We start from the raw sequence: 17063 nt of genomic DNA, 5'->3' as shown, positions 1-17063 counted from the left end.
TCAGGTCTGGCGGCTCTTGGCCATCGGCGGGTTGTCGGCGAAATAACGGCGGATGCCGTTGGTGATGGCATTGGCCAGTTGGTCCTGGTAGCCGTTGTCGTTCAGGCGCGCTTCTTCTTGCGGGTTCGAGATGAAGGCGGTCTCCACAAGAATCGATGGAATGTCCGGCGCCTTGAGCACGGCAAAGCCGGCTTGCTCGACCGATGCCTTGTGCAGCCGGTTGATGCCGCCGATTTCACGCAGTACGGCTTTGCCGAGCTTGAGGCTGTCGGTGATCTGCGCCGTCGTCGACAGGTCGAACAGCACGCTGGCAAGCTGCTTGTCGGTGTTGCCACCAGCCAGATTCACGCCGCCCACGAGGTCGGCCCGGTTCTGATCACTGGCCAGCCAGCGCGCGGCGCTGGAACTGGCGCCTTTTTCGGACAGCACGAACACCGACGAACCGCTCGCCGTTGGCGAAACCCAGGCATCGGCGTGGATCGACACGAACAGGTCGGCCTGCACCTTGCGCGCCTTTTGCACGCGGGTGTTCAGTGGCACGAAGAAGTCGCCGTCGCGGGTGAGCATCACGCGCGTGTTGGGCAATTGTTCGAGCTTGGTCTTGAGGCGCTTGGCCACTTCGAGCACGATGTCTTTCTCGCGGCTGCCGTTGGCGCCGATGGCGCCCGGGTCTTCGCCGCCATGGCCAGGGTCGAGCGCGATGGTGACCATGCGCGCCACTTTCTGGGATGGGCGCGCACCGGCCCTGCCGGGCGTGGGCTGCACTGCCTGGGCCGGCGGCGTGCCACGCAGTCCCGAGATTTCGGCTTCAAGCCGGGCAATGGCGTCCGGTCCGGCGTTCGGCTGGGTGCGCGGCGCGGCTGGTGGCGGCGTCGGAATCTGCACCGGCGGCGTGGTGGCGACGATGGCGCCTGCTGCCGCGGCAGCAGTGCCCGGGCCGACGGTGCCGGATGGTGGCAGCACGGTGGCAGGCATCGTGGCGCCCGGCGGACCGGATACCGGATCGCCCAGCGCAGGCGTGCCGGCCGCCACGGTCTTGGTCGGGCCGGTGCTCCATTCGCCGCTTTCGATCATCGCCGCGATCGGGTCGACCGGCGTGACCGGGTACAGGTCGAAGATCAGGCGGTGCTGGTAGCCGGCCACGGGCGCGAGGGTAAACACCTGCGGCTTGACCTCGGCCTTCAGGTCGAACACCAGGCGCACGACGTTCGGCCGGTTCTGGCCCACGCGCACCTGCTTGATGTACGGGTCGTTCGATTCGATCTTGGCCACCAGACTCTTGAGCGTGGGGCTCAGGCCCAGGCCATCGATATCAACGACCAGGCGCGGCGGATCGGGAATCAGGAAATGCTCGGTCTTGAGGTTGGTGTCGTTTTCGAGCGTGACGCGGGTGTACTCGGGCGCGGGCCAGACGCGTACCGCCAGGATCTGGTTGGCGCTGGCGGGCACGGGCGCGACGACGGACAGCAGCAGCGTGCCGCCGGCCTTGAGCATGACACGGCGGCGTGCGGAGGGCTTGGTTACTGGTGCGGCGGGAGGAAAGCGAGACGATCGAGGCATAGCAGGCCTAATTCAGACAACGCTTGCAATTCTACAGCACGGCCGTTTCCACTGACGCTCAGCAGTAAACGGATGTCCGGCGGCGGTAACACGGGCTCGCCTTTTTCAGGCCACTCGACGATGCAGACGTTGTGGCCGTCGAAATCTTCGCGAAAGCCAGCGTCCAGGAATTCTTCCGGACTCGACATGCGATACAGATCGTAGTGGATCACGCTCAGCGGATTGTCGTCAAGCATCACGTTGTACGGCTCCGACAACGTGTAGGTCGGGCTCTTGACGGTGCCCGTGTGGCCCAGCGCGCGCAGCAGGGCGCGGGTGAGGGCGGTCTTGCCGGCGCCCAGGTCGCCGTGCAGGTAGATGACGAGGCCAGGCGCCAGCGCGCGCGCTAGCGCGCCGCCCAGTGCGTTGGTGGCCGACTCGTCCGGCAAATAGTGGTGCAAGTGCGCTTTGATGGGCTGCATGGCATAAAATAGCGTGTTGTGCTGCATTCTGCTGCGTTCTGTTCTTGTGGTGTTCCCGCCCCGGTATGTCCGAATCCCCAACTTCATCCGTCGACCTGCCCCAGCTAGCGCGCGCCATCAAGGGATGGGGCGCGGGGCTGGGCTTTGCCGACGTGCGTATTGCCGATGTCGACCTGGGGCACCTGGAAGCGGGCCTGCAAGCCTGGCTGGATGCGGGCTACCACGGCGAGATGGATTATATGGCAACCCACGGCATGAAGCGTGCGCGGCCGGCCGAACTCGTCCCCGGCACTGTGCGCGCAATCGTGGTGCGGATGGACTATCTGCCAACCGAACGCCAGGGCGACTGGCGCGCCGGGGAACGCCTGCGCCAGGCTGACCCGAACGCGGCCGTCGTGTCGGTGTATGCGCGGGGCCGCGACTACCACAAGGTGCTGCGCAACCGGCTGCAGGCGCTGGCCGAGAAAATCCAGCAAGAAATCGGACCGTTCGGTTTTCGCGTGTTCACCGACTCGGCGCCCGTGATGGAATTGCCACTGGCCGAAAAAGCCGGCCTGGGCTGGCGCGGCAAGCACACGCTGCTGCTGTCGCGCGCGGCCGGTTCGACCTTCTTCATCGGTGAAATTCTGATCGACCTGCCGCTGCCGGTCGACCCGCCCACCGGCAAGCATTGCGGCGGCTGCACGGCCTGCATCGACATGTGCCCGACCGGCGCGATCCTGGGCCCAGGCAAGCTCGACGCCCGGCGCTGCATCTCGTACCTGACGATCGAGCTGAAAAGCAGCATCCCCGAAGAATTGCGCCCGCTCATCGGCAACCGCATCTACGGCTGCGACGATTGCCAGGTCGCATGCCCGTGGAACAAGTTCGCGCAGCGGGCGCAGGTGCCCGATTTCGATGAGCGCAACGGCCTGGGCGAGGGTGACCTGGTCGGCCTGTTCGCCTGGGAAGAAGCCGAATTCAACCGGCGTATGGAAGGCAGTCCGATCCGTCGCATCGGGCACGAGCGCTGGTTGCGCAATCTGGCAGTCGGACTGGGTAATGCGGCGGATCAGTTGCCTGGCGATGCAGCCATCGTGGCGGCGTTGCAAGCGCGGGCCGATCATCCATCCGGGCTGGTGCGTGAGCATGTGGCGTGGGCGCTGGCGCGCCATGGCGCCCAGCCCCATTCGGCCACCTAAACGGCAATGCGTTTCAGGCGCAGTGCCGACCAGTCGCCATCGATGGAAATCATGGCCACGCCGGTGATGCCGTGCTCTTTGGCGTAGGCGTTGATCGAATCACGGTGGATGTCGGTTGCCTTCGACGCCGTCTGCTTCAGGTAAGCGATCCAGAGCGAGCCGGTGGCGTTCAGCTGTTGTTTGGCGCGCGGCAGGTAATGCGCGAGGTCGTTCTGACCCAGGCAAAACATCAGGATGACGTCAAACGGCCCGTCACCGTCTTTAACGATGTCGGACGGCATCTGCGCCGTCATGGTTGGATTGGCTTGGCCATTGAGCACGAGCATTGATTTCGCCGTGCGTAAAAACATCTTGTCTGCAACTGTCTTTTCGTTCATACGCGTTTCCTGAAAAAGCCTGTGCATCGCGGCGCCCTGGCCGCGGCGCGTTCAGACATTATTTTACAAGGCTTGCTGCGGGCAGCAGAGACCCTTGACGCGCGGAAAATGAAGACAGTGTGAAGGCAGCGCGAGCGCGCCGCCGGTATTTACTTGAGCAGGCCGGCCAGTTCGACCGCCGTCTTGACCTGCATCTTGTCAAAGATATGGGCCCGGTGCACCTCGACCGTGCGCATGCTGATGCCGAGCTTGTCGGCCACGACCTTGTTCATCATGCCGGCCAGGATCAGGTCGAGCACTTCGCGTTCGCGCATGGACAGCGTCGCCAGTCGCGCCTGCACCGCAGCAGAGGTGGCCGCCTTGCGTGAGGCGGCCAGTGCCTCTTCCACCCGGTCCATCAAGACGTTGTCGTTGAACGGTTTCTCGAAGAAATCAAAGGCGCCGCGTTTGAGGGAGTCGACGGCCATCGGTACCTCGCCGTGGCCGGTCAGAAAAATCACCGGCAGGCGTGGCAGCAGGCCGCGGCCGATCAACTGGTCGAACACAGCAATGCCGTTCATGCCGGGCATGCGCACGTCGAGCAGGACGCAGTCGCCGCTGCCGTCGAGATCCTTGATGACGTCGAGAAATTCCTGGCCGCAGGGATAGCTGCGCACGTTGAGGCCGCGCGATTGCGCCAGCCAGGCGAGCGAATCGCGAATGACTTCTTCGTCGTCGACGATGTGCAGCATGGGAGTCTCCGTAATGGTCGGGCAGGGCGCCGCACGCGATTCTAGCCGACCGCCCGGCTCCCTGCCTGCGCGGGCAGCGAAAACGTGAACACGGTGCCTCCGGGCGGATACGGCGCGTGGCTCAGGGTGCCGCCGTGGAACTCGATCGCCGTACGGCAAATCGACAGCCCCATGCCCATGCCCTCCGCCTTGGTCGAATAGAACGGCGAAAACAGCCGCTCGGCTACTTCTGCCGAAATGCCGTGGCCGCGATCGATCACCGAGACGGCCACCTGGTCGTCGATGTGCGCCGCCTCGATACGCAGCACGCGCTGGTCCGGCACGGTGTCCTGCATGGCCTGGATGCCGTTGCGCGTGAGGTTGAGCAGCACCTGCTCGAGCAGGACGCGGTCGGCCAGCACCGGCGGCAGGCCCGGTGGCAAGTGCACGCGCAGCACCACACCGGCCTGGCGCGCCTGCAATTCGATCAGCGCATGCACGCTGGCAATCACGCTGCGGATCGTCAGTTCCTGGCGCAGCGGTTCCCGTTTTTTGACGAATTCGTGCACGCTGCGGATGATGTGCCCGGCGCGCTGGGCTTGCTGGCGCGCCTGTTCCAGTGCATGGCGCAGCATGCCGGGCTTGAGTTCCTGGCCGGCGCCAGCGGCGCGGTCGAGCATGTTCAGGGCGCCAACGGTATAGCTCGAGATGGCGGCCAGCGGCTGGTTCAGTTCATGCGCCAGCATCGACGATAGTTCACCCATGGTTGCCAGGCGCGCGCTGGCCTGCAGCTTTTCTTCCTGTTGGCGGTTAAGTTCTTCGACGCGCTTGCGGTCCGTGATGTCGAGCACCGAACTCATCCAGCCGGTATGGCGTCCATCGACATCGACCAGCGGCGACTCGAATATCAGCACCGGCACGCGCACTTCGTCCGGCCGCTGGAACACGGTCTCGAACTGCGGCGTGACCTTGCCCGACAGGATGCCCTGGAAGCGGTCTTCGTATTCGGCCATCGCTTCCGGCGCCCAGTACGCCATTGGCGGCTTCTTGCCGATCAATTCTTCCTGCGACAGGCCGACGATCTGGCAAAAGGCCCGATTCACGTAGGTCACGCGCCCTTCGAGGTCGCGCGCACGCAGGCCCGTGATCAGCGAGTTTTCCATGGCCGTACGAAACGCCATCTGCTGGCGCAGTGCGGCCTCGGCCGCCAGCGTGCGCGAGATGTGGCGCCACAGCGCCGCCAGGCTCATCAATAAGCCGAGCGCCAGCACGATCACCGAGCCGACCAGCAGGTTGGGCAGCAGTTGCGGCGCGCGCTTGACGCTGTTGGTCGACAGCACCAGTTGGGCGCCGGGCAGGTCGAGTTCACGCTGGTGCGTGTACACGTTGCGGCCCGGGCCGCCCGAGGCGCGCCGCGCCACCGCCAGCTCGTTGCGGTCGAGCAGCGTCAGCGCATTGTCCTGTGCGAACCACCACGGCACCGTTTCATCGAGCAGCACCTGCAGGCTGTAGGTTGCCACCAGGCTGCCGGCGAACTGGCCGCCGCGAAACAGCGGCAGGTAGTAATCGATCACGCCGTGGGTCGACGCGGTGGCGCCATACGGCACGCTGTAGCGGCCGCGCCGGATCGAGCGCGCCATTTCGCCGGCCAGCACGGTGGCCGCGGGCAGGCCGGTGGCAGGCAGGTCGCTGCCGTGGATGGCTTGCTGGACGCCGTCGGCATCGGTCCAGACGACGCGCACCAGTTCAGGGCCATTGGTAAACATCTGGCGGAAGCGCGCCGTCAGCTTGGCCGGCGGCAGCGGCGCGACGACGAGGTCGGCGCCGAGGGCGGCCAGTGCTTCTTCGCTGCGCGCCAGCTCGAAGCGCAGCGTTTGCTCGACCCACAGCGTATCGGCAATCAATTGCTCTTGTCGATCGTTGCTTTCCATCTGGCGCGCCTGCCACGGTAGCCAGATCAGCACCGCCAGGAACAGCAGGACCAGCAGGATCGGCACCATCCAGCGCAGGAAACGCCAGCCGCGCGAGCGCGCGCGCGGCTCGGGCTCGGCGTCCAGGTCGTCTGTCGCCCCGGGCTGGATGAACGGAAATTTCATGCAAGGTCCTGTTTTGGTTACACTGTCGGGCGCATCGTGGCCTCGTCGCGATGGCGGGCAATGCGGTATCTGCCAGTGTAACGTTTCATCAGGAAGAATCGAACCGTCATGCAACTCAATTCCCTGGCCATGCGCGCTCTGTGCGCCGCGTTGGCCGCAGCCGCCAGTATGAATGCCTGGGCACAGGGGCCGATCGTGATCAAGTTCAGTCACGTGGTGGCACCCGACACGCCCAAGGGCCGCGCTGCCGAGCGATTCAAGGCACTGGCCGAGCAAATGACGCGCGGCCAGGTCAGGGTGGAAGTCTATCCGAACAGCCAGCTGTACAAGGACCGCGAAGAGCTCGAGGCGCTGCAACTGGGCGCCGTGCAGATGCTGGCGCCGTCGCTGGCCAAGTTTTCGCCGCTGGGCGTGCGTGAATTCGAAGCGTTCGACCTGCCGTATATTTTTCCGGACAAGGCGGCGCTGTACAAGGTGACGGAAGGGCGCATCGGGCGCGAGCTGCTGCGCAAGCTCGAGCCGAAGGGCATCACCGGCCTGGCCTTCTGGGACAACGGTTTCAAGGTCATGTCGGCCAATCAGCCTCTGGTCGCGCTGAAGGATTTCGATGGCGTGCGCATGCGTATCCAGGCGTCCATGGTGCTCGACGCGCAGATGCGTGCGCTGGGCGCGCAGCCGATGGTGCTGGCGTTTTCCGAAGCCGCCCCGGCGCTGCGCGATGGCGTGGTGGAAGGCACCGAAAACACGCCGTCGAACATGTACACACAGCGCATGCACGAAACGCAAAAACACCTGACCGTGTCGAACCACGGCTACCTGGGTTACGCCGTGATCGTCAACAAGAAGTTCTGGGATGGCCTGCCCGCAGCGACCCGCACGATTCTGACGCGCGCGATGCGCGAAGCCACCGTGTATGAAAAGCAGATTGCCCAGCGCGCCAATGACGAGTCGATGGAAAAAATCCGCCGGTCGGGCACGACCGTGATCCATACGCTCAATCCGGAGCAGCAGGCCGAGTGGCGCCGTGCACTGCAGCCAGTGTACGGCCAGATGGAAAGCCGTATCGGCAAGGAGACCGTGCATGCTATCCTGCGCGAAGTGGCGCGGTGAGCATCCGTTCCTGGTCACCAAGGCATTTTGTTTATAAGTAAAACAATTTTCTGTTTTTGTGACCTAAAAGATACATTTTCTATAAGCATTTGCGTTATCATGGCGCTCATACGCACTGAAGTGGTGCGGTGCAGGGCCAGCAACAAGCAGTACAGGTTTTGGGGGAGCATTGCTATAAGAACGGTACTTGTACCGGAGAATATTCGAGGAGACAGCACGTTTTACAGAAGTCGTTGGCACTGCCAAACGACCGGAGACGTGACCCGAATTGGAGCGCACCTGATGGTGCGCTTTTTTTTCGCCTGTTTTTCGTTTCCTGATGCCAAACGACTGGCCGCGCACTCGCTGCGGCGGGTAAGATGCCGGAGTGCCTGCCAGCGGGATGGTCCCGCTGCCGCGCACTGCCAACCGTCGCCATGAAGCCAGATCGCGCCTCCCTGCTGTTCAATGCCATCGTGCCGGCGCCCTTCGGCGCGCTGGGCATCCGCACGGACAACGACACCGTGTGCGAGCTGGTCTATCTGCCGCCATCGTTTGCCGAAAAAAGCGCCGACAGCGCGCTTGCCGACAGGGCAGCGCAGCAGGTTGCACGATATCTGCAGGATCCCGATTTTATGTTCGACCTGCCGCTGCTGGAGGCCGGTACCGAATTCCAGCGCAAGGTCTGGCAGCACATCCACGCGATCCCGCGCGGCGCCGTGCGCACGTACGGGCACCTGGCGCGCGTGATCGGCTCGGCCCCGCGGGCCGTGGGCCAGGCTTGCGGCGCCAACCGGTTCCCGCTCGTGATTCCGTGCCACCGCGTCACCGCCACCGGCGGCCTGGGCGGTTTTGCCAACCAGGATGATGAAAACGGCTTTCACCTGTCGGTGAAACGCTGGTTGCTGCGCCACGAAGGCGCCACTGCAAGCCCATGGCAACAACAGTCGATCTTTCCCTGATCGACGAGTTCTGCGACACGCTCTGGCTGGAACAGGGCCTGGCCAAGAACTCGCTCGACGCTTACCGGCGCGACATGCGCCTGTTCGCCACCTGGCTGCACGCGCGCCAGCCCGACCGTGGCCTGCTGGCTGTCGGTGCGGACGACCTGGCCGCCTATTTTGCCGAGCGCCATCCCGATTCGCGCCCGAGCACGGCCAACCGCCGGCTGTCGGTGCTCAAGCGCTTTTATGGGCTGGCGCTGCGCCGCAACCGCATCGAGGTCGATCCGTGCCTGAAGATGGCATCGGCGCGCCAGCCGACCCGTTTCGTCCACACGGTGAACGAAAGCCAGGTCGAGGCGCTGCTCGCTGCGCCCGACGTGGCCACGCCACTGGGCCTGCGCGAACGCACGATGCTCGAGCTGATGTATGCCAGCGGTTTACGGGTGTCGGAACTGGTGGCCCTGAAGCTGGTTGAAGTGAGCCTGAACGATGGCGTGCTGCGCGTGACGGGCAAGGGCAGCAAGACGCGCCTGGTGCCGTTCGGCGAAGAGGCGCGGCGCTGGATCGAGCGCTACCTGAAGGATGCGCGCGGCATCATCCTCAATGGCCAGATGGACGACGCCCTGTTCGTCACCAGCCGCGGCGGCCCGATGACGCGCCAGATGTTCTGGATCCTGATCAAGAAGCACGCCAAGAAGGCCGGCATCACCGGGCCGCTGTCGCCGCACACGCTGCGCCACGCGTTCGCCACGCACCTGCTCAACCATGGCGCCGACCTGCGCGTGGTGCAACTGCTGCTCGGCCACGCCGATATCTCGACCACGCAGATTTACACCCATGTGGCGCGCGAACGACTCAAGCGCCTGCACACCGAACACCACCCCCGCGGTTAGCGTTAAGGCAAGCCGGGATTGGCGCGGTAGTCCATAATGGCCGGTCAGGACGGTAGCCCCTACCGCCCATCATATCGAGGTGACTATGGCACGGAATAATTTTCAATACGAAAAACGGCAACGGGAACTCGACAAGAAGCGCAAGGCCGACGACAAGGCCAAGCGCAAGCTCGAACCAAAGAATGAACTCGATGCTGACGGCAATGTCATCGTGCAAGACAACAGCAACGACAGCGACAACGACAGCACCAGCAGCAACGACAGCACCAGCGACAGCGAAGCCGTGGCCCCGGCAGCGCTGCCTTCCAGCCCCGCTTGATCTCATCATTGAACTAACCGCGGTAATTGCAGTCTGAGCCATCTGAATGCGACAAGCGGTCAGCTGGCTGCCCATCTGATGGCAGGGTGCAATTGCTTCGCTGCCAGCGCGCAGCGCCGCCTCGCAAACGAAGCGTGTCTCCAGCATGCCAATGACAGGCTTGTCTTTCTGATTGCTGTCACTGCCCAAGCGAAAGGCGCTGCCATGAGCAAGCTATTGCCAGACCCCCCGGATCGTGCGGCAGCCAGGCAGGCGGGGGGCGACGAGGCGCTGCCTGCTCAGACCGGCCCGGCCGCCCTCAACCCGTTGTACGACGGGGCCGGGGACACCCCGCATGCCTTTGGCTGGCTCTACCATTTCGTCACGGCCCTCGAACTGGCGCCTGTCGTTGCCGTGCACTCGATGGACCGCGCCGGCATCATCCGCTTCTGGAACCACGCCAGCGAAGAACTCTACGGCATCCGCGCCACCGATGCCGTTGGCCGGGCATTTCGCGACGTGGTCTTCCACCCCGGCCGCCAGACCGAATTCGAAGACGTGATCGCCACCATCTGGCGTACCGGCCAGGCGCCGCAGGCGAGCGACTGGCTGGTGCAGTCAACCGCCGGCCGGCGCCACTGGGTGTATTCCTGCTACTACCCCGTCAGGCACGACCACCTGATGGAAGAAATCTTCTGCATGGAGGTCGACATCACGGCGCGCAAAGAAGCCGAGACCAGTCTCGCGCAGGCCGCGCAAGTGTTCCAGAATGCGCGCGACGCCATCATCATGATGGATGCCCAGTACCGCGTGCGCGCCGTCAATGGCGCCTTCACCAGCATCACCGGCCATGCGCCCGAGCAGATCATCGGCCATGCATTGGCCAGCCTCGGCTGGGGCGTAGACGACGGCTTCTACGAGCGCATCTGGGCCGAGCTCGAAGGCACCGATCACTGGGAAGGCGAGCTGGCCAGCGCGCGCAGCAATGGCCAGCGCTATCCGGTACGCGTCACGCTCACGGCAATTCGCGATGCCCATGGCGACGTCTCGAGCTATATGGCGATGCTGTCCGATATCAGCGAGCGCAAGCGCATCGAGGAACAGGTGCGCCACCAGGCCGAGCACGACGCCCTGACGGGCCTGCCCAACCGGATCCTGTTCCTGGACCGGCTGCACCAGGCGCTGGCCACCTGGCGGCGCCAGGGCAGCTGCTCCGCCGTCATGTTCCTCGACCTCGACAAATTCAAGGCGATCAACGACACCTATGGCCACCAGGCCGGCGACGTCGTGCTGCGCGAAGTGGCCGCACGGGTATGTGCCTGCGTGCGCCAGGTCGACACCATCAGCCGCCTGGGCGGCGACGAGTTCGTCGTGCTGCTGTCAGACATCAAGGGCGCCGACCAGGCGGCGCACGTGGCCGTTGCCGTCACCCAGGCCGTGGCGCTGCCCATCCACATTGGCGGGCAGGAAGTAACGCTGTGGGCGTCAGTCGGCATCGCGCTGTGTCCCGACGATGGTGCCGACGTCGAAACCCTGCTGCACCATGCCGATGTGGCGATGTACCACGCCAAGCAGAACGGCCGCGGCACCTTCCGTTTTTTCAGCCCAGCCATGAACGCCCACATGATCGAGCGCGTCGAGCTTGAAAACCGCCTGCGCCAGGCGCTCGACAGCAAGGAATTCATGCTGCAATACCAGTCCGAAATCGAAGTGGCGACCGGGCGCGTGACGTCGGTCGAAGCGTTGCTGCGCTGGCGCCATCCGCAACGGGGGCTGTTGTTGCCGCATGAATTCCTGCCGGTGGCCGAAGACTCCGGGTTGATCGTCTCGATCGGCGAATGGGTGCTGCGCGCAGCGTGCCAGCGCGCACGCGCATGGCGCCATGCCGGGGCCACCATCACGGTGGCGGTTAATCTGTCCGACGTCCAGCTGGCGCATGACGGCCTGCTGCCGGCAATCGACGCCGCACTCGAGAGCGCCGGCCTGCCACCTGGCGCGCTCGAACTCGAAATCGCCGAAGACGCACTGATCCGGGGCGAACCGGCGTTTCGCGCCACGGCGCTGGCGCTGCGCGCACGCGGTGTACAGCTCAATGTCGACCGGTTCGGTACTGGCCTGTCGAGCCTGGAAGCATTGCGGCGCTTTCCACTGACCAAACTGAAGATCGACCGCAGCTACGTGGGCGACGTGATGCACGATCCGGTGCATGCCGCCATGGTGCCGGCCATCATTGCGGTGGCGCGCAGCCTGCAACTACGCGTGGTGGGGGAGGGCGTGGAAACTGCCGAGCAGCTCGACTTTCTGCGCCAGCATGGCTGCGACGATTACCAGGGGTTCTATGCCAGTGCGGCCAGTACCCGGCCGGATTTGACGCCGCATCGCGTCTGAACCAGCCGGCCTACGCAAACAGCCGGATCCTGGCCAGCACCTGCCCGTGGTCCGACGCTTCCGGCAACCCCAGGTTCAGGTGATCGTTCAGATACACGACATCGATCACTTCCCCGATCGCATCGGGCAACGCCGGATTGAATTCGGGCGACACCAGGATATGGTCGATCGTCGAATGGCGCGTGTCGTGCAGAATCGAATACCCCACATGGCGCTGGTGGTCCAGCCTGCGCTGCACCTGGCTCGCGTCGTACAGGCGCTCGTGCAGCGGCGTGCCCGCGCCCAATACGATCTCAGTCGTCACCGAATCGGCCACGTCATTGAAGTCGCCCAGCACGATGCGCGGGCGACGGTGGGTGTGCGCCATATCCGTCAGCAGCACGCGCAGCGCGGTGGCTTCGGTGCCGCGCCGGATCAGCGAGCGCAGGCACGCCAGCGCATACAGGTGCGGGTCGGCCCCGCTGTCGCTCGAGCGGTAATCGGGGCGGCGCGACTTGAGGTGCACGACGACGACGTCGATCACCACTCCCGACGGCGCGATCACGCCCGCATGCAGCGGGGCGCGCGTGAAGCGGTCAGGGTCGCGGCTGCCGGCGGGCATCGTGACATTGGCCGGGAACTTGCCCAGCTCGGTGCCCGGCTCGGCCAGCGGCAGGCGCGAGACCAGGGCCACGCTGGGCGTCAGGCGCGCCGCCCCCGGGTCGGGGTCGAAGCCGATATGGTGCGCGTCATGGTAGCGCCGCGTGCGCCGCAGGACTTCCGCCAGCACGCTCTGCGAGAAAATTTCCTGGAAGCCGATCACGTCGGCGTTGATCAGGTCGAGCTGGTGCGCCGTCCAGTCCAGCTTGGCTTCGTATTCGGCGGCCGTGGTGGGCGCGAGATTGTCGTACAAGCGTGCGCCAGGCGGTGCCAGATTGAAAGTGTTGAAGGTGGCAAACCGAAGTTCTTCCTGCATAATAGAAACCCCTATTGTTCGTCTTTAGCGTAACACGCATGGCCAAGAAAGAGCACGTCTCCGAGACCCCCGCGACCCAATTCCTGCGCAAGCATGGCGTCGTGTTTTCCGAGCATCCTTATGCGTACCAGGAACACGGCGGTACCTCGGTGTCGTCCAGCGCGCTGGGCGTGCCGGAACATGACGTGATCAAGACCCTGGTCATGCAGGATGAAGCAGCCAGGCCATTGATCGTTCTGATGCACGGCGATTGCAAGGTGTCGACCAAGAATCTGGCCCGCGCCATCCCCTGCAAGTCGGTCGAACCATGCAAGCCGGATGTGGCCCAGCGCCATTCAGGGTATCTGGTTGGTGGAACATCGCCGTTCGGCATCCGCAAGGCGCTGCCGGTGTATGTCGAAGAAAGTATCCTGCAGCTCGACAAGATCTACATCAACGGCGGACGCCGCGGCTATCTGGTGGGCATCGATCCGCGCGTGCTGGTCGATGTGCTGCAGGCGCAGCCGGTAATCTGCGCCATCGCCGAGTAGCTTCGCCGCATGCATCCGATGGTGTATATTCACGCACCAATTTCCGGTAGAAAAATGAGCCCGACACTGGCGCCCACGAAAGAGACACGATGAACACCCTGATTGCCACCATTGCCGCCTACCTGCTCGGTTCGATTTCCTTTGCCGTCGTGATGAGCCGTGCGTTCGGCCTGTCCGACCCGCGCACGTATGGCTCGAAAAACCCCGGCGCCACTAACGTGCTGCGCAGCGGCAGCAAGAAGGCGGCGATTGCCACGCTGGTTGGCGACGCGGCCAAGGGTTGGCTGGCCGTCTGGCTCGCGATGCGCTACGGCTACGACTTCGGGCTGGATGAGACCGGCATCGCGCTGGTGGCCATCGCCGTGTTCATCGGTCACCTGTGGCCCGTGTTCTTCCGCTTTGTCGGCGGCAAGGGCGTGGCCACCGCGCTGGGTGTGCTGCTGGGCATCAATCCATGGCTGGGACTGGCCACGCTGGCCACCTGGATGATCATCGCGTACGCATTTCGCTACTCGTCGCTGGCGGCGCTGGTGGCAGCGGTATTCGCGCCTTTGTACTACGGCATGCTGTTCGGCGTCGATGCCATTCTGCTGGCCGTGATCGTCATGAGCGTACTGCTGGTGTGGCGCCACAGCGGCAATATCGGCAACCTGATCGCAGGCAAGGAATCCAAGCTCGGCAGCAAGTCGGCCGGCTCAGGCAAGGCAAAATAAGGCAGCGTGCGCGGGGTTTTTACGAAGGCGTTACCATGATCGGCAATAGCGGCACATCCGCAGCCGCGCCGGACAGAAAGGTAATACGCCATGACCAAGCAACTCAGGATTGATTTCGTGTCGGACGTCTCGTGCCCATGGTGCGCAGTCGGTCTCAAATCCCTCGAACAGGCACTGTTGAAAGTGGGCGACGACGTGCGCGTCGACCTGCATTTTCAGCCGTTCGAGCTGAACCCGAACATGCCGCCGGAAGGCCAGGACATCGTCGAGCACGTCACTGAAAAATATGGTGCCAGCCTCGAGCAGCAAGCATCCAGCCGCGAGATGATCCGCGAGCGCGGCGCTGCGGTTGGCTTCACGTTCGACATGGAGCGGCGCGGCCGCATCTACAACACCTTCGACGCGCACCGCCTGCTGTCGTGGGCCGAAGAAGAAGGCAAGCAACGCCAGCTCAAGGTCGCGCTGCTCGAAGCCTATTTCACCCGCTGTGAAGACCCGAGCAACCACGCCGTGCTGCTGCGCGCCGTCGAGAGCGTGGGCCTGGAGCGCGAGACGGCTGCGCGCATCCTGGCATCGGACGAGTATAAGGACGAAGTGCGCGAGCGCGAGCAGTTCTTCCTGAATGCCGGCATCAAGTCGGTGCCGGCCGTGATCATCAACCAGAAACACCTGATTTCCGGTGGCCAGCTGCCCGAAGTATTCGAGCGCGCGCTGCGCGAGATTCCGGGCCTGGAAACGCCGGCCGACGCCGCCGTTTAAGTCAGATCCAGGACCACCGGCTGGTGGTCCGATGCCGCCGTCTCGGACTGCACGTCAACGGCAGTCAGGCGCGGCGCCAGATCGTCGGTGACGAAGAAATAATCGTAGCATTCAGGCCGCTCGGGCCACGGATACCCGTGCAGCCCGGTGGTCGGCGCGCGCGCCATGTCGCCATGCACGACGCGCCAGGCATCGACCAGTGCCAGCGCGCTGCCTTCCGGCGCGGCCAGCAGCGCCGCGTAATCCGGCGCATCGGGCGCGAAATTGAAATCGCCGCACAGGATTGCCGAGCCAGGCCGAAAGCCCAGCTGGAACGGCGCGTCGAGATTCGGATCGGGCTGGAACAAGAGCGCGCGGGCACTGGCTTCGGCGTGCAGTTCGCGGATGCGATTGACCTGTGCCATGCGCTGGACGGGCGAATAATATTCGAGATGCGTCGTGAGCAGGCGCAGCTTGCCACCAGGCGCTTCGACGACGGTTTCGAGCAGGCCGCGCGGCATGCCGGCCGCATGGTCCGGGTCGGCCGGCCACGGCAGCAGATGACGGTGCACCTGCGAAATGCGGTACTTGGACAGGATCAGGTTACCGAACAGGCGCGGGACATTGTTCTGGTAAATCTCGCTCGGCGCATGCTCCATCGCGTGGTAGCCGCCGAAGGCACCGGCGAGTTGCTTGAACTGATTGGCGCTGGCGCTGCCTTCAAGCTCGGGGTGATTGGCAGCCACCTCTTGCAGGCAAATCACATCGGGGTTCAAGCGGCGCAGCACGTCGATCATCGCATGAATGCGGATCCGACCGTCCTTGCCACAACCCCAATGAATATTCCAGCTGACTACGCGCATTGCTCACCTCCGTAAAACTTGATCGACGGATATTGCCACCGTTTTAATGGCAACGGTCACACCGTAGGATCAGTGTCAGAGAGGCAAGTTCAATGCTGGCGGCAGTCTTTTTATCGTGATGTGCCGCCGTGTTTTCGGATGACTTCAGGCCGCTTCGAGCTCATCCAGCGGCCAGCGCGGACGCACATTGAACGCGTAATCGCGCTGCGCCAGCGCAGGGTTGCGCTCAAGACGCATCGCGCCGGCAAACGCGATCATTGCGCCATTGTCGGTGCAAAATTCCAGCTCCGGATAATAGACCTTGAACTTGCGCTTGGCCGCCGCCGCATTGAGCGACGCGCGCAATTGCTTGTTGGCGCCAACGCCGCCGGCAATCACCAGCCGGCTCAAACCCGTGTGCTTCATCGCGCTCACGCACTTGGCGGTGAGCACGTCGACAATCGCGTCGACAAAGCCGCGCGCGATGTTGGCCTTGTCCTGCTCGGGGATATTCGCAATTACCTTTTCTTCGTGGTTCTTGACGACGGTAAGCACCGCCGTTTTCAGGCCCGAAAAGCTGAAGTTGAAGTCCTTGCTGTGCAACATCGGCCGCGGCAGCTTGTAGGCTGCCGGATCGCCGCGCTCGGCCAGTTGCGAAATCGCCGGGCCGCCCGGATATCCCAGGCCCAGCAGCTTGGCCGATTTGTCGAACGCTTCGCCGGCAGCATCGTCCAGCGTCTCGCCCAGCAGCGTGTAGCTGCCCACGCCATCGACGCGCATCAGCTGCGTGTGACCGCCCGAGACGAGCAGGGCGATGAACGGGAAGTCCGGCCGTTCCGATGCGAGCAGCGGCGAGAGCAGGTGCCCTTCGAGGTGGTGCACGCCCAGCACCGGCTTGTCGAGCGCGAGCGCCAGGCTGCACGCTACCGACGAGCCGACCAGCAGCGCACCGGCCAGGCCGGGGCCTTGCGTGTAGGCGATGGCGTCGATATTGGAGGCCGGCAGATTGGCGCGCTTGAGCACCTCGTCCAGCAGCGGAATGGCGCGCCGGATATGGTCGCGCGAGGCCAGTTCGGGCACCACGCCACCATATTCTTCGTGCATCGCGACCTGCGAGTGCAGGGCGTGGGACAGCAGGCCGCGCTCGGTGTCATACAGAGCAAAGCCGGTTTCATCGCAGGAGGATTCGACGCCGAGAACGATCATGAGGAAAGCCAGGTAGATTGAGCGGAACCGGGCATTCTACCGCAGGGCGAAGGGCGCCGCCGCCCACCCTGCGGATGTTGCG

17 protein-coding genes are annotated in these 17063 nt (G+C 64.2%); 9 read left to right on the top strand and 8 right to left on the bottom strand.

From position 1 onward, the window contains the following. Positions 1-1560, bottom strand: a complete 1560-nt coding sequence (locus AC56LY_RS16365) for an N-acetylmuramoyl-L-alanine amidase (protein WP_499581231.1) — start codon at positions 1558-1560, stop codon at positions 1-3. Next, positions 1521-2021, bottom strand: coding sequence for a tRNA (adenosine(37)-N6)-threonylcarbamoyltransferase complex ATPase subunit type 1 TsaE (gene tsaE, locus AC56LY_RS16360; protein ID WP_499581229.1), 501 nt, complete (start codon positions 2019-2021; stop codon positions 1521-1523). Before tsaE ends, AC56LY_RS16365 begins: the two co-directional genes overlap by 40 nt. Before the next feature lie 65 nt (positions 2022-2086). On the opposite strand from tsaE, the gene queG reads away from it, so the two are divergent. Next, positions 2087-3202 carry a tRNA epoxyqueuosine(34) reductase QueG gene (queG, locus tag AC56LY_RS16355; RefSeq protein ID WP_499581227.1) on the top strand — a complete coding sequence of 372 codons (1116 nt, stop codon included), beginning with the start codon at positions 2087-2089 and terminating at the stop codon, positions 3200-3202. Here the strand turns inward: queG and AC56LY_RS16350 are convergent. The 3 genes from AC56LY_RS16350 to AC56LY_RS16340 all read right to left on the bottom strand — a co-directional run bounded on the left by AC56LY_RS16350 (position 3199) and on the right by AC56LY_RS16340 (position 6385). Further along, entirely contained in the window at positions 3199-3579 is a 381-nt protein-coding gene (locus tag AC56LY_RS16350) for a DUF3052 family protein (RefSeq protein ID WP_499581225.1), read from the bottom strand. The two genes, queG and AC56LY_RS16350, sit on opposite strands and share 4 nt — an antisense overlap. Positions 3580-3728: 149 nt before the next feature. After that, positions 3729-4310: a response regulator transcription factor gene (locus AC56LY_RS16345; protein ID WP_499581223.1), complete on the bottom strand. Its 582-nt coding sequence runs from the start codon at positions 4308-4310 to the stop codon at positions 3729-3731. A 41-nt stretch (positions 4311-4351) separates the two neighbouring features. Then, positions 4352-6385 carry a two-component system sensor histidine kinase NtrB gene (locus AC56LY_RS16340; RefSeq protein ID WP_499581221.1) on the bottom strand — a complete coding sequence of 678 codons (2034 nt, stop codon included), beginning with the start codon at positions 6383-6385 and terminating at the stop codon, positions 4352-4354. Between the two features lie 108 nt (positions 6386-6493). On the opposite strand from AC56LY_RS16340, the gene AC56LY_RS16335 reads away from it, so the two are divergent. The 5 genes from AC56LY_RS16335 (at position 6494) to AC56LY_RS16315 (ending at position 11997) form a co-directional block, all read left to right on the top strand. Then, the gene (locus AC56LY_RS16335; RefSeq protein WP_499581219.1) at positions 6494-7495 is read left to right on the top strand and encodes a TRAP transporter substrate-binding protein; all 1002 of its coding nucleotides are present in this window, start codon (positions 6494-6496) and stop codon (positions 7493-7495) included. A gap of 416 nt (positions 7496-7911) precedes the next feature. After that, a complete protein-coding gene (locus AC56LY_RS16330) occupies positions 7912-8436 on the top strand; it encodes a methylated-DNA--[protein]-cysteine S-methyltransferase (protein WP_499581217.1) in 525 nt (174 codons plus the stop codon). Further along, a complete protein-coding gene (xerD, locus tag AC56LY_RS16325; protein WP_499581215.1) occupies positions 8409-9311 on the top strand; it encodes a site-specific tyrosine recombinase XerD in 903 nt (300 codons plus the stop codon). Before AC56LY_RS16330 ends, xerD begins: the two co-directional genes overlap by 28 nt. Before the next feature lie 85 nt (positions 9312-9396). Continuing rightward, the gene (locus AC56LY_RS16320) at positions 9397-9630 is read left to right on the top strand and encodes a hypothetical protein (protein ID WP_499581213.1); all 234 of its coding nucleotides are present in this window, start codon (positions 9397-9399) and stop codon (positions 9628-9630) included. A gap of 204 nt (positions 9631-9834) precedes the next feature. Continuing rightward, positions 9835-11997 (top strand): putative bifunctional diguanylate cyclase/phosphodiesterase, encoded by a 2163-nt coding sequence (locus AC56LY_RS16315; RefSeq protein WP_499581211.1) that lies wholly within the window; start codon positions 9835-9837, stop codon positions 11995-11997. 10 nt (positions 11998-12007) lie between these two features. On the opposite strand, the gene AC56LY_RS16310 is transcribed toward AC56LY_RS16315, so the two are convergent. Continuing rightward, positions 12008-12952, bottom strand: coding sequence for an endonuclease/exonuclease/phosphatase family protein (locus AC56LY_RS16310; protein WP_499581209.1), 945 nt, complete (start codon positions 12950-12952; stop codon positions 12008-12010). Between the two features lie 38 nt (positions 12953-12990). Between AC56LY_RS16310 and AC56LY_RS16305 the strand changes: the two genes are divergently transcribed. The 3 genes from AC56LY_RS16305 (at position 12991) to AC56LY_RS16295 (ending at position 14954) form a co-directional block, all read left to right on the top strand. After that, positions 12991-13482 (top strand): aminoacyl-tRNA deacylase, encoded by a 492-nt coding sequence (locus AC56LY_RS16305; protein ID WP_499581208.1) that lies wholly within the window; start codon positions 12991-12993, stop codon positions 13480-13482. An 89-nt stretch (positions 13483-13571) separates the two neighbouring features. Beyond that, entirely contained in the window at positions 13572-14195 is a 624-nt protein-coding gene (gene plsY, locus AC56LY_RS16300; RefSeq protein WP_499581206.1) for a glycerol-3-phosphate 1-O-acyltransferase PlsY, read from the top strand. Positions 14196-14285: 90 nt separating this feature from the next. Continuing rightward, entirely contained in the window at positions 14286-14954 is a 669-nt protein-coding gene (locus tag AC56LY_RS16295) for a DsbA family oxidoreductase (protein WP_499581204.1), read from the top strand. On the opposite strand, the gene AC56LY_RS16290 is transcribed toward AC56LY_RS16295, so the two are convergent. Beyond that, complete coding sequence (locus AC56LY_RS16290) at positions 14951-15796, bottom strand: endonuclease/exonuclease/phosphatase family protein (RefSeq protein ID WP_499581202.1); 846 nt, start codon at positions 15794-15796, stop codon at positions 14951-14953. The genes AC56LY_RS16295 and AC56LY_RS16290 overlap by 4 nt on opposite strands. Positions 15797-15940: 144 nt before the next feature. Next, positions 15941-16981: a tRNA (adenosine(37)-N6)-threonylcarbamoyltransferase complex transferase subunit TsaD gene (tsaD, locus tag AC56LY_RS16285; RefSeq protein WP_499581200.1), complete on the bottom strand. Its 1041-nt coding sequence runs from the start codon at positions 16979-16981 to the stop codon at positions 15941-15943. Positions 16982-17063 lie beyond the last annotated feature (82 nt).

Source organism: Telluria sp. ZT3P25, from assembly GCF_059685895.1.
This window is presented reverse-complemented; position numbering and strand designations above follow the sequence as displayed.

Excerpts from the sequence above, each read along its gene's own strand:
- tsaE (WP_499581229.1), bottom strand. The coding sequence starts at position 2,021 with ATGCAGCCCATCAAAGCGCACTTGCACCACTATTTGCCGGACGAGTCG.
- xerD (WP_499581215.1), top strand. The coding sequence starts at position 8,409 with ATGGCAACAACAGTCGATCTTTCCCTGATCGACGAGTTCTGCGACACG.
- AC56LY_RS16345 (WP_499581223.1), bottom strand. The coding sequence starts at position 4,310 with ATGCTGCACATCGTCGACGACGAAGAAGTCATTCGCGATTCGCTCGCC.
- tsaD (WP_499581200.1), bottom strand. The coding sequence starts at position 16,981 with ATGATCGTTCTCGGCGTCGAATCCTCCTGCGATGAAACCGGCTTTGCT.
- AC56LY_RS16290 (WP_499581202.1), bottom strand. The coding sequence starts at position 15,796 with ATGCGCGTAGTCAGCTGGAATATTCATTGGGGTTGTGGCAAGGACGGT.
- AC56LY_RS16365 (WP_499581231.1), bottom strand. The coding sequence starts at position 1,560 with ATGCCTCGATCGTCTCGCTTTCCTCCCGCCGCACCAGTAACCAAGCCC.
- AC56LY_RS16315 (WP_499581211.1), top strand. The coding sequence starts at position 9,835 with ATGAGCAAGCTATTGCCAGACCCCCCGGATCGTGCGGCAGCCAGGCAG.
- AC56LY_RS16340 (WP_499581221.1), bottom strand. The coding sequence starts at position 6,385 with ATGAAATTTCCGTTCATCCAGCCCGGGGCGACAGACGACCTGGACGCC.
- plsY (WP_499581206.1), top strand. The coding sequence starts at position 13,572 with ATGAACACCCTGATTGCCACCATTGCCGCCTACCTGCTCGGTTCGATT.
- AC56LY_RS16350 (WP_499581225.1), bottom strand. The coding sequence starts at position 3,579 with ATGAACGAAAAGACAGTTGCAGACAAGATGTTTTTACGCACGGCGAAA.
- AC56LY_RS16320 (WP_499581213.1), top strand. The coding sequence starts at position 9,397 with ATGGCACGGAATAATTTTCAATACGAAAAACGGCAACGGGAACTCGAC.
- queG (WP_499581227.1), top strand. The coding sequence starts at position 2,087 with ATGTCCGAATCCCCAACTTCATCCGTCGACCTGCCCCAGCTAGCGCGC.
- AC56LY_RS16335 (WP_499581219.1), top strand. The coding sequence starts at position 6,494 with ATGCAACTCAATTCCCTGGCCATGCGCGCTCTGTGCGCCGCGTTGGCC.
- AC56LY_RS16295 (WP_499581204.1), top strand. The coding sequence starts at position 14,286 with ATGACCAAGCAACTCAGGATTGATTTCGTGTCGGACGTCTCGTGCCCA.
- AC56LY_RS16310 (WP_499581209.1), bottom strand. The coding sequence starts at position 12,952 with ATGCAGGAAGAACTTCGGTTTGCCACCTTCAACACTTTCAATCTGGCA.
- AC56LY_RS16330 (WP_499581217.1), top strand. The coding sequence starts at position 7,912 with ATGAAGCCAGATCGCGCCTCCCTGCTGTTCAATGCCATCGTGCCGGCG.
- AC56LY_RS16305 (WP_499581208.1), top strand. The coding sequence starts at position 12,991 with ATGGCCAAGAAAGAGCACGTCTCCGAGACCCCCGCGACCCAATTCCTG.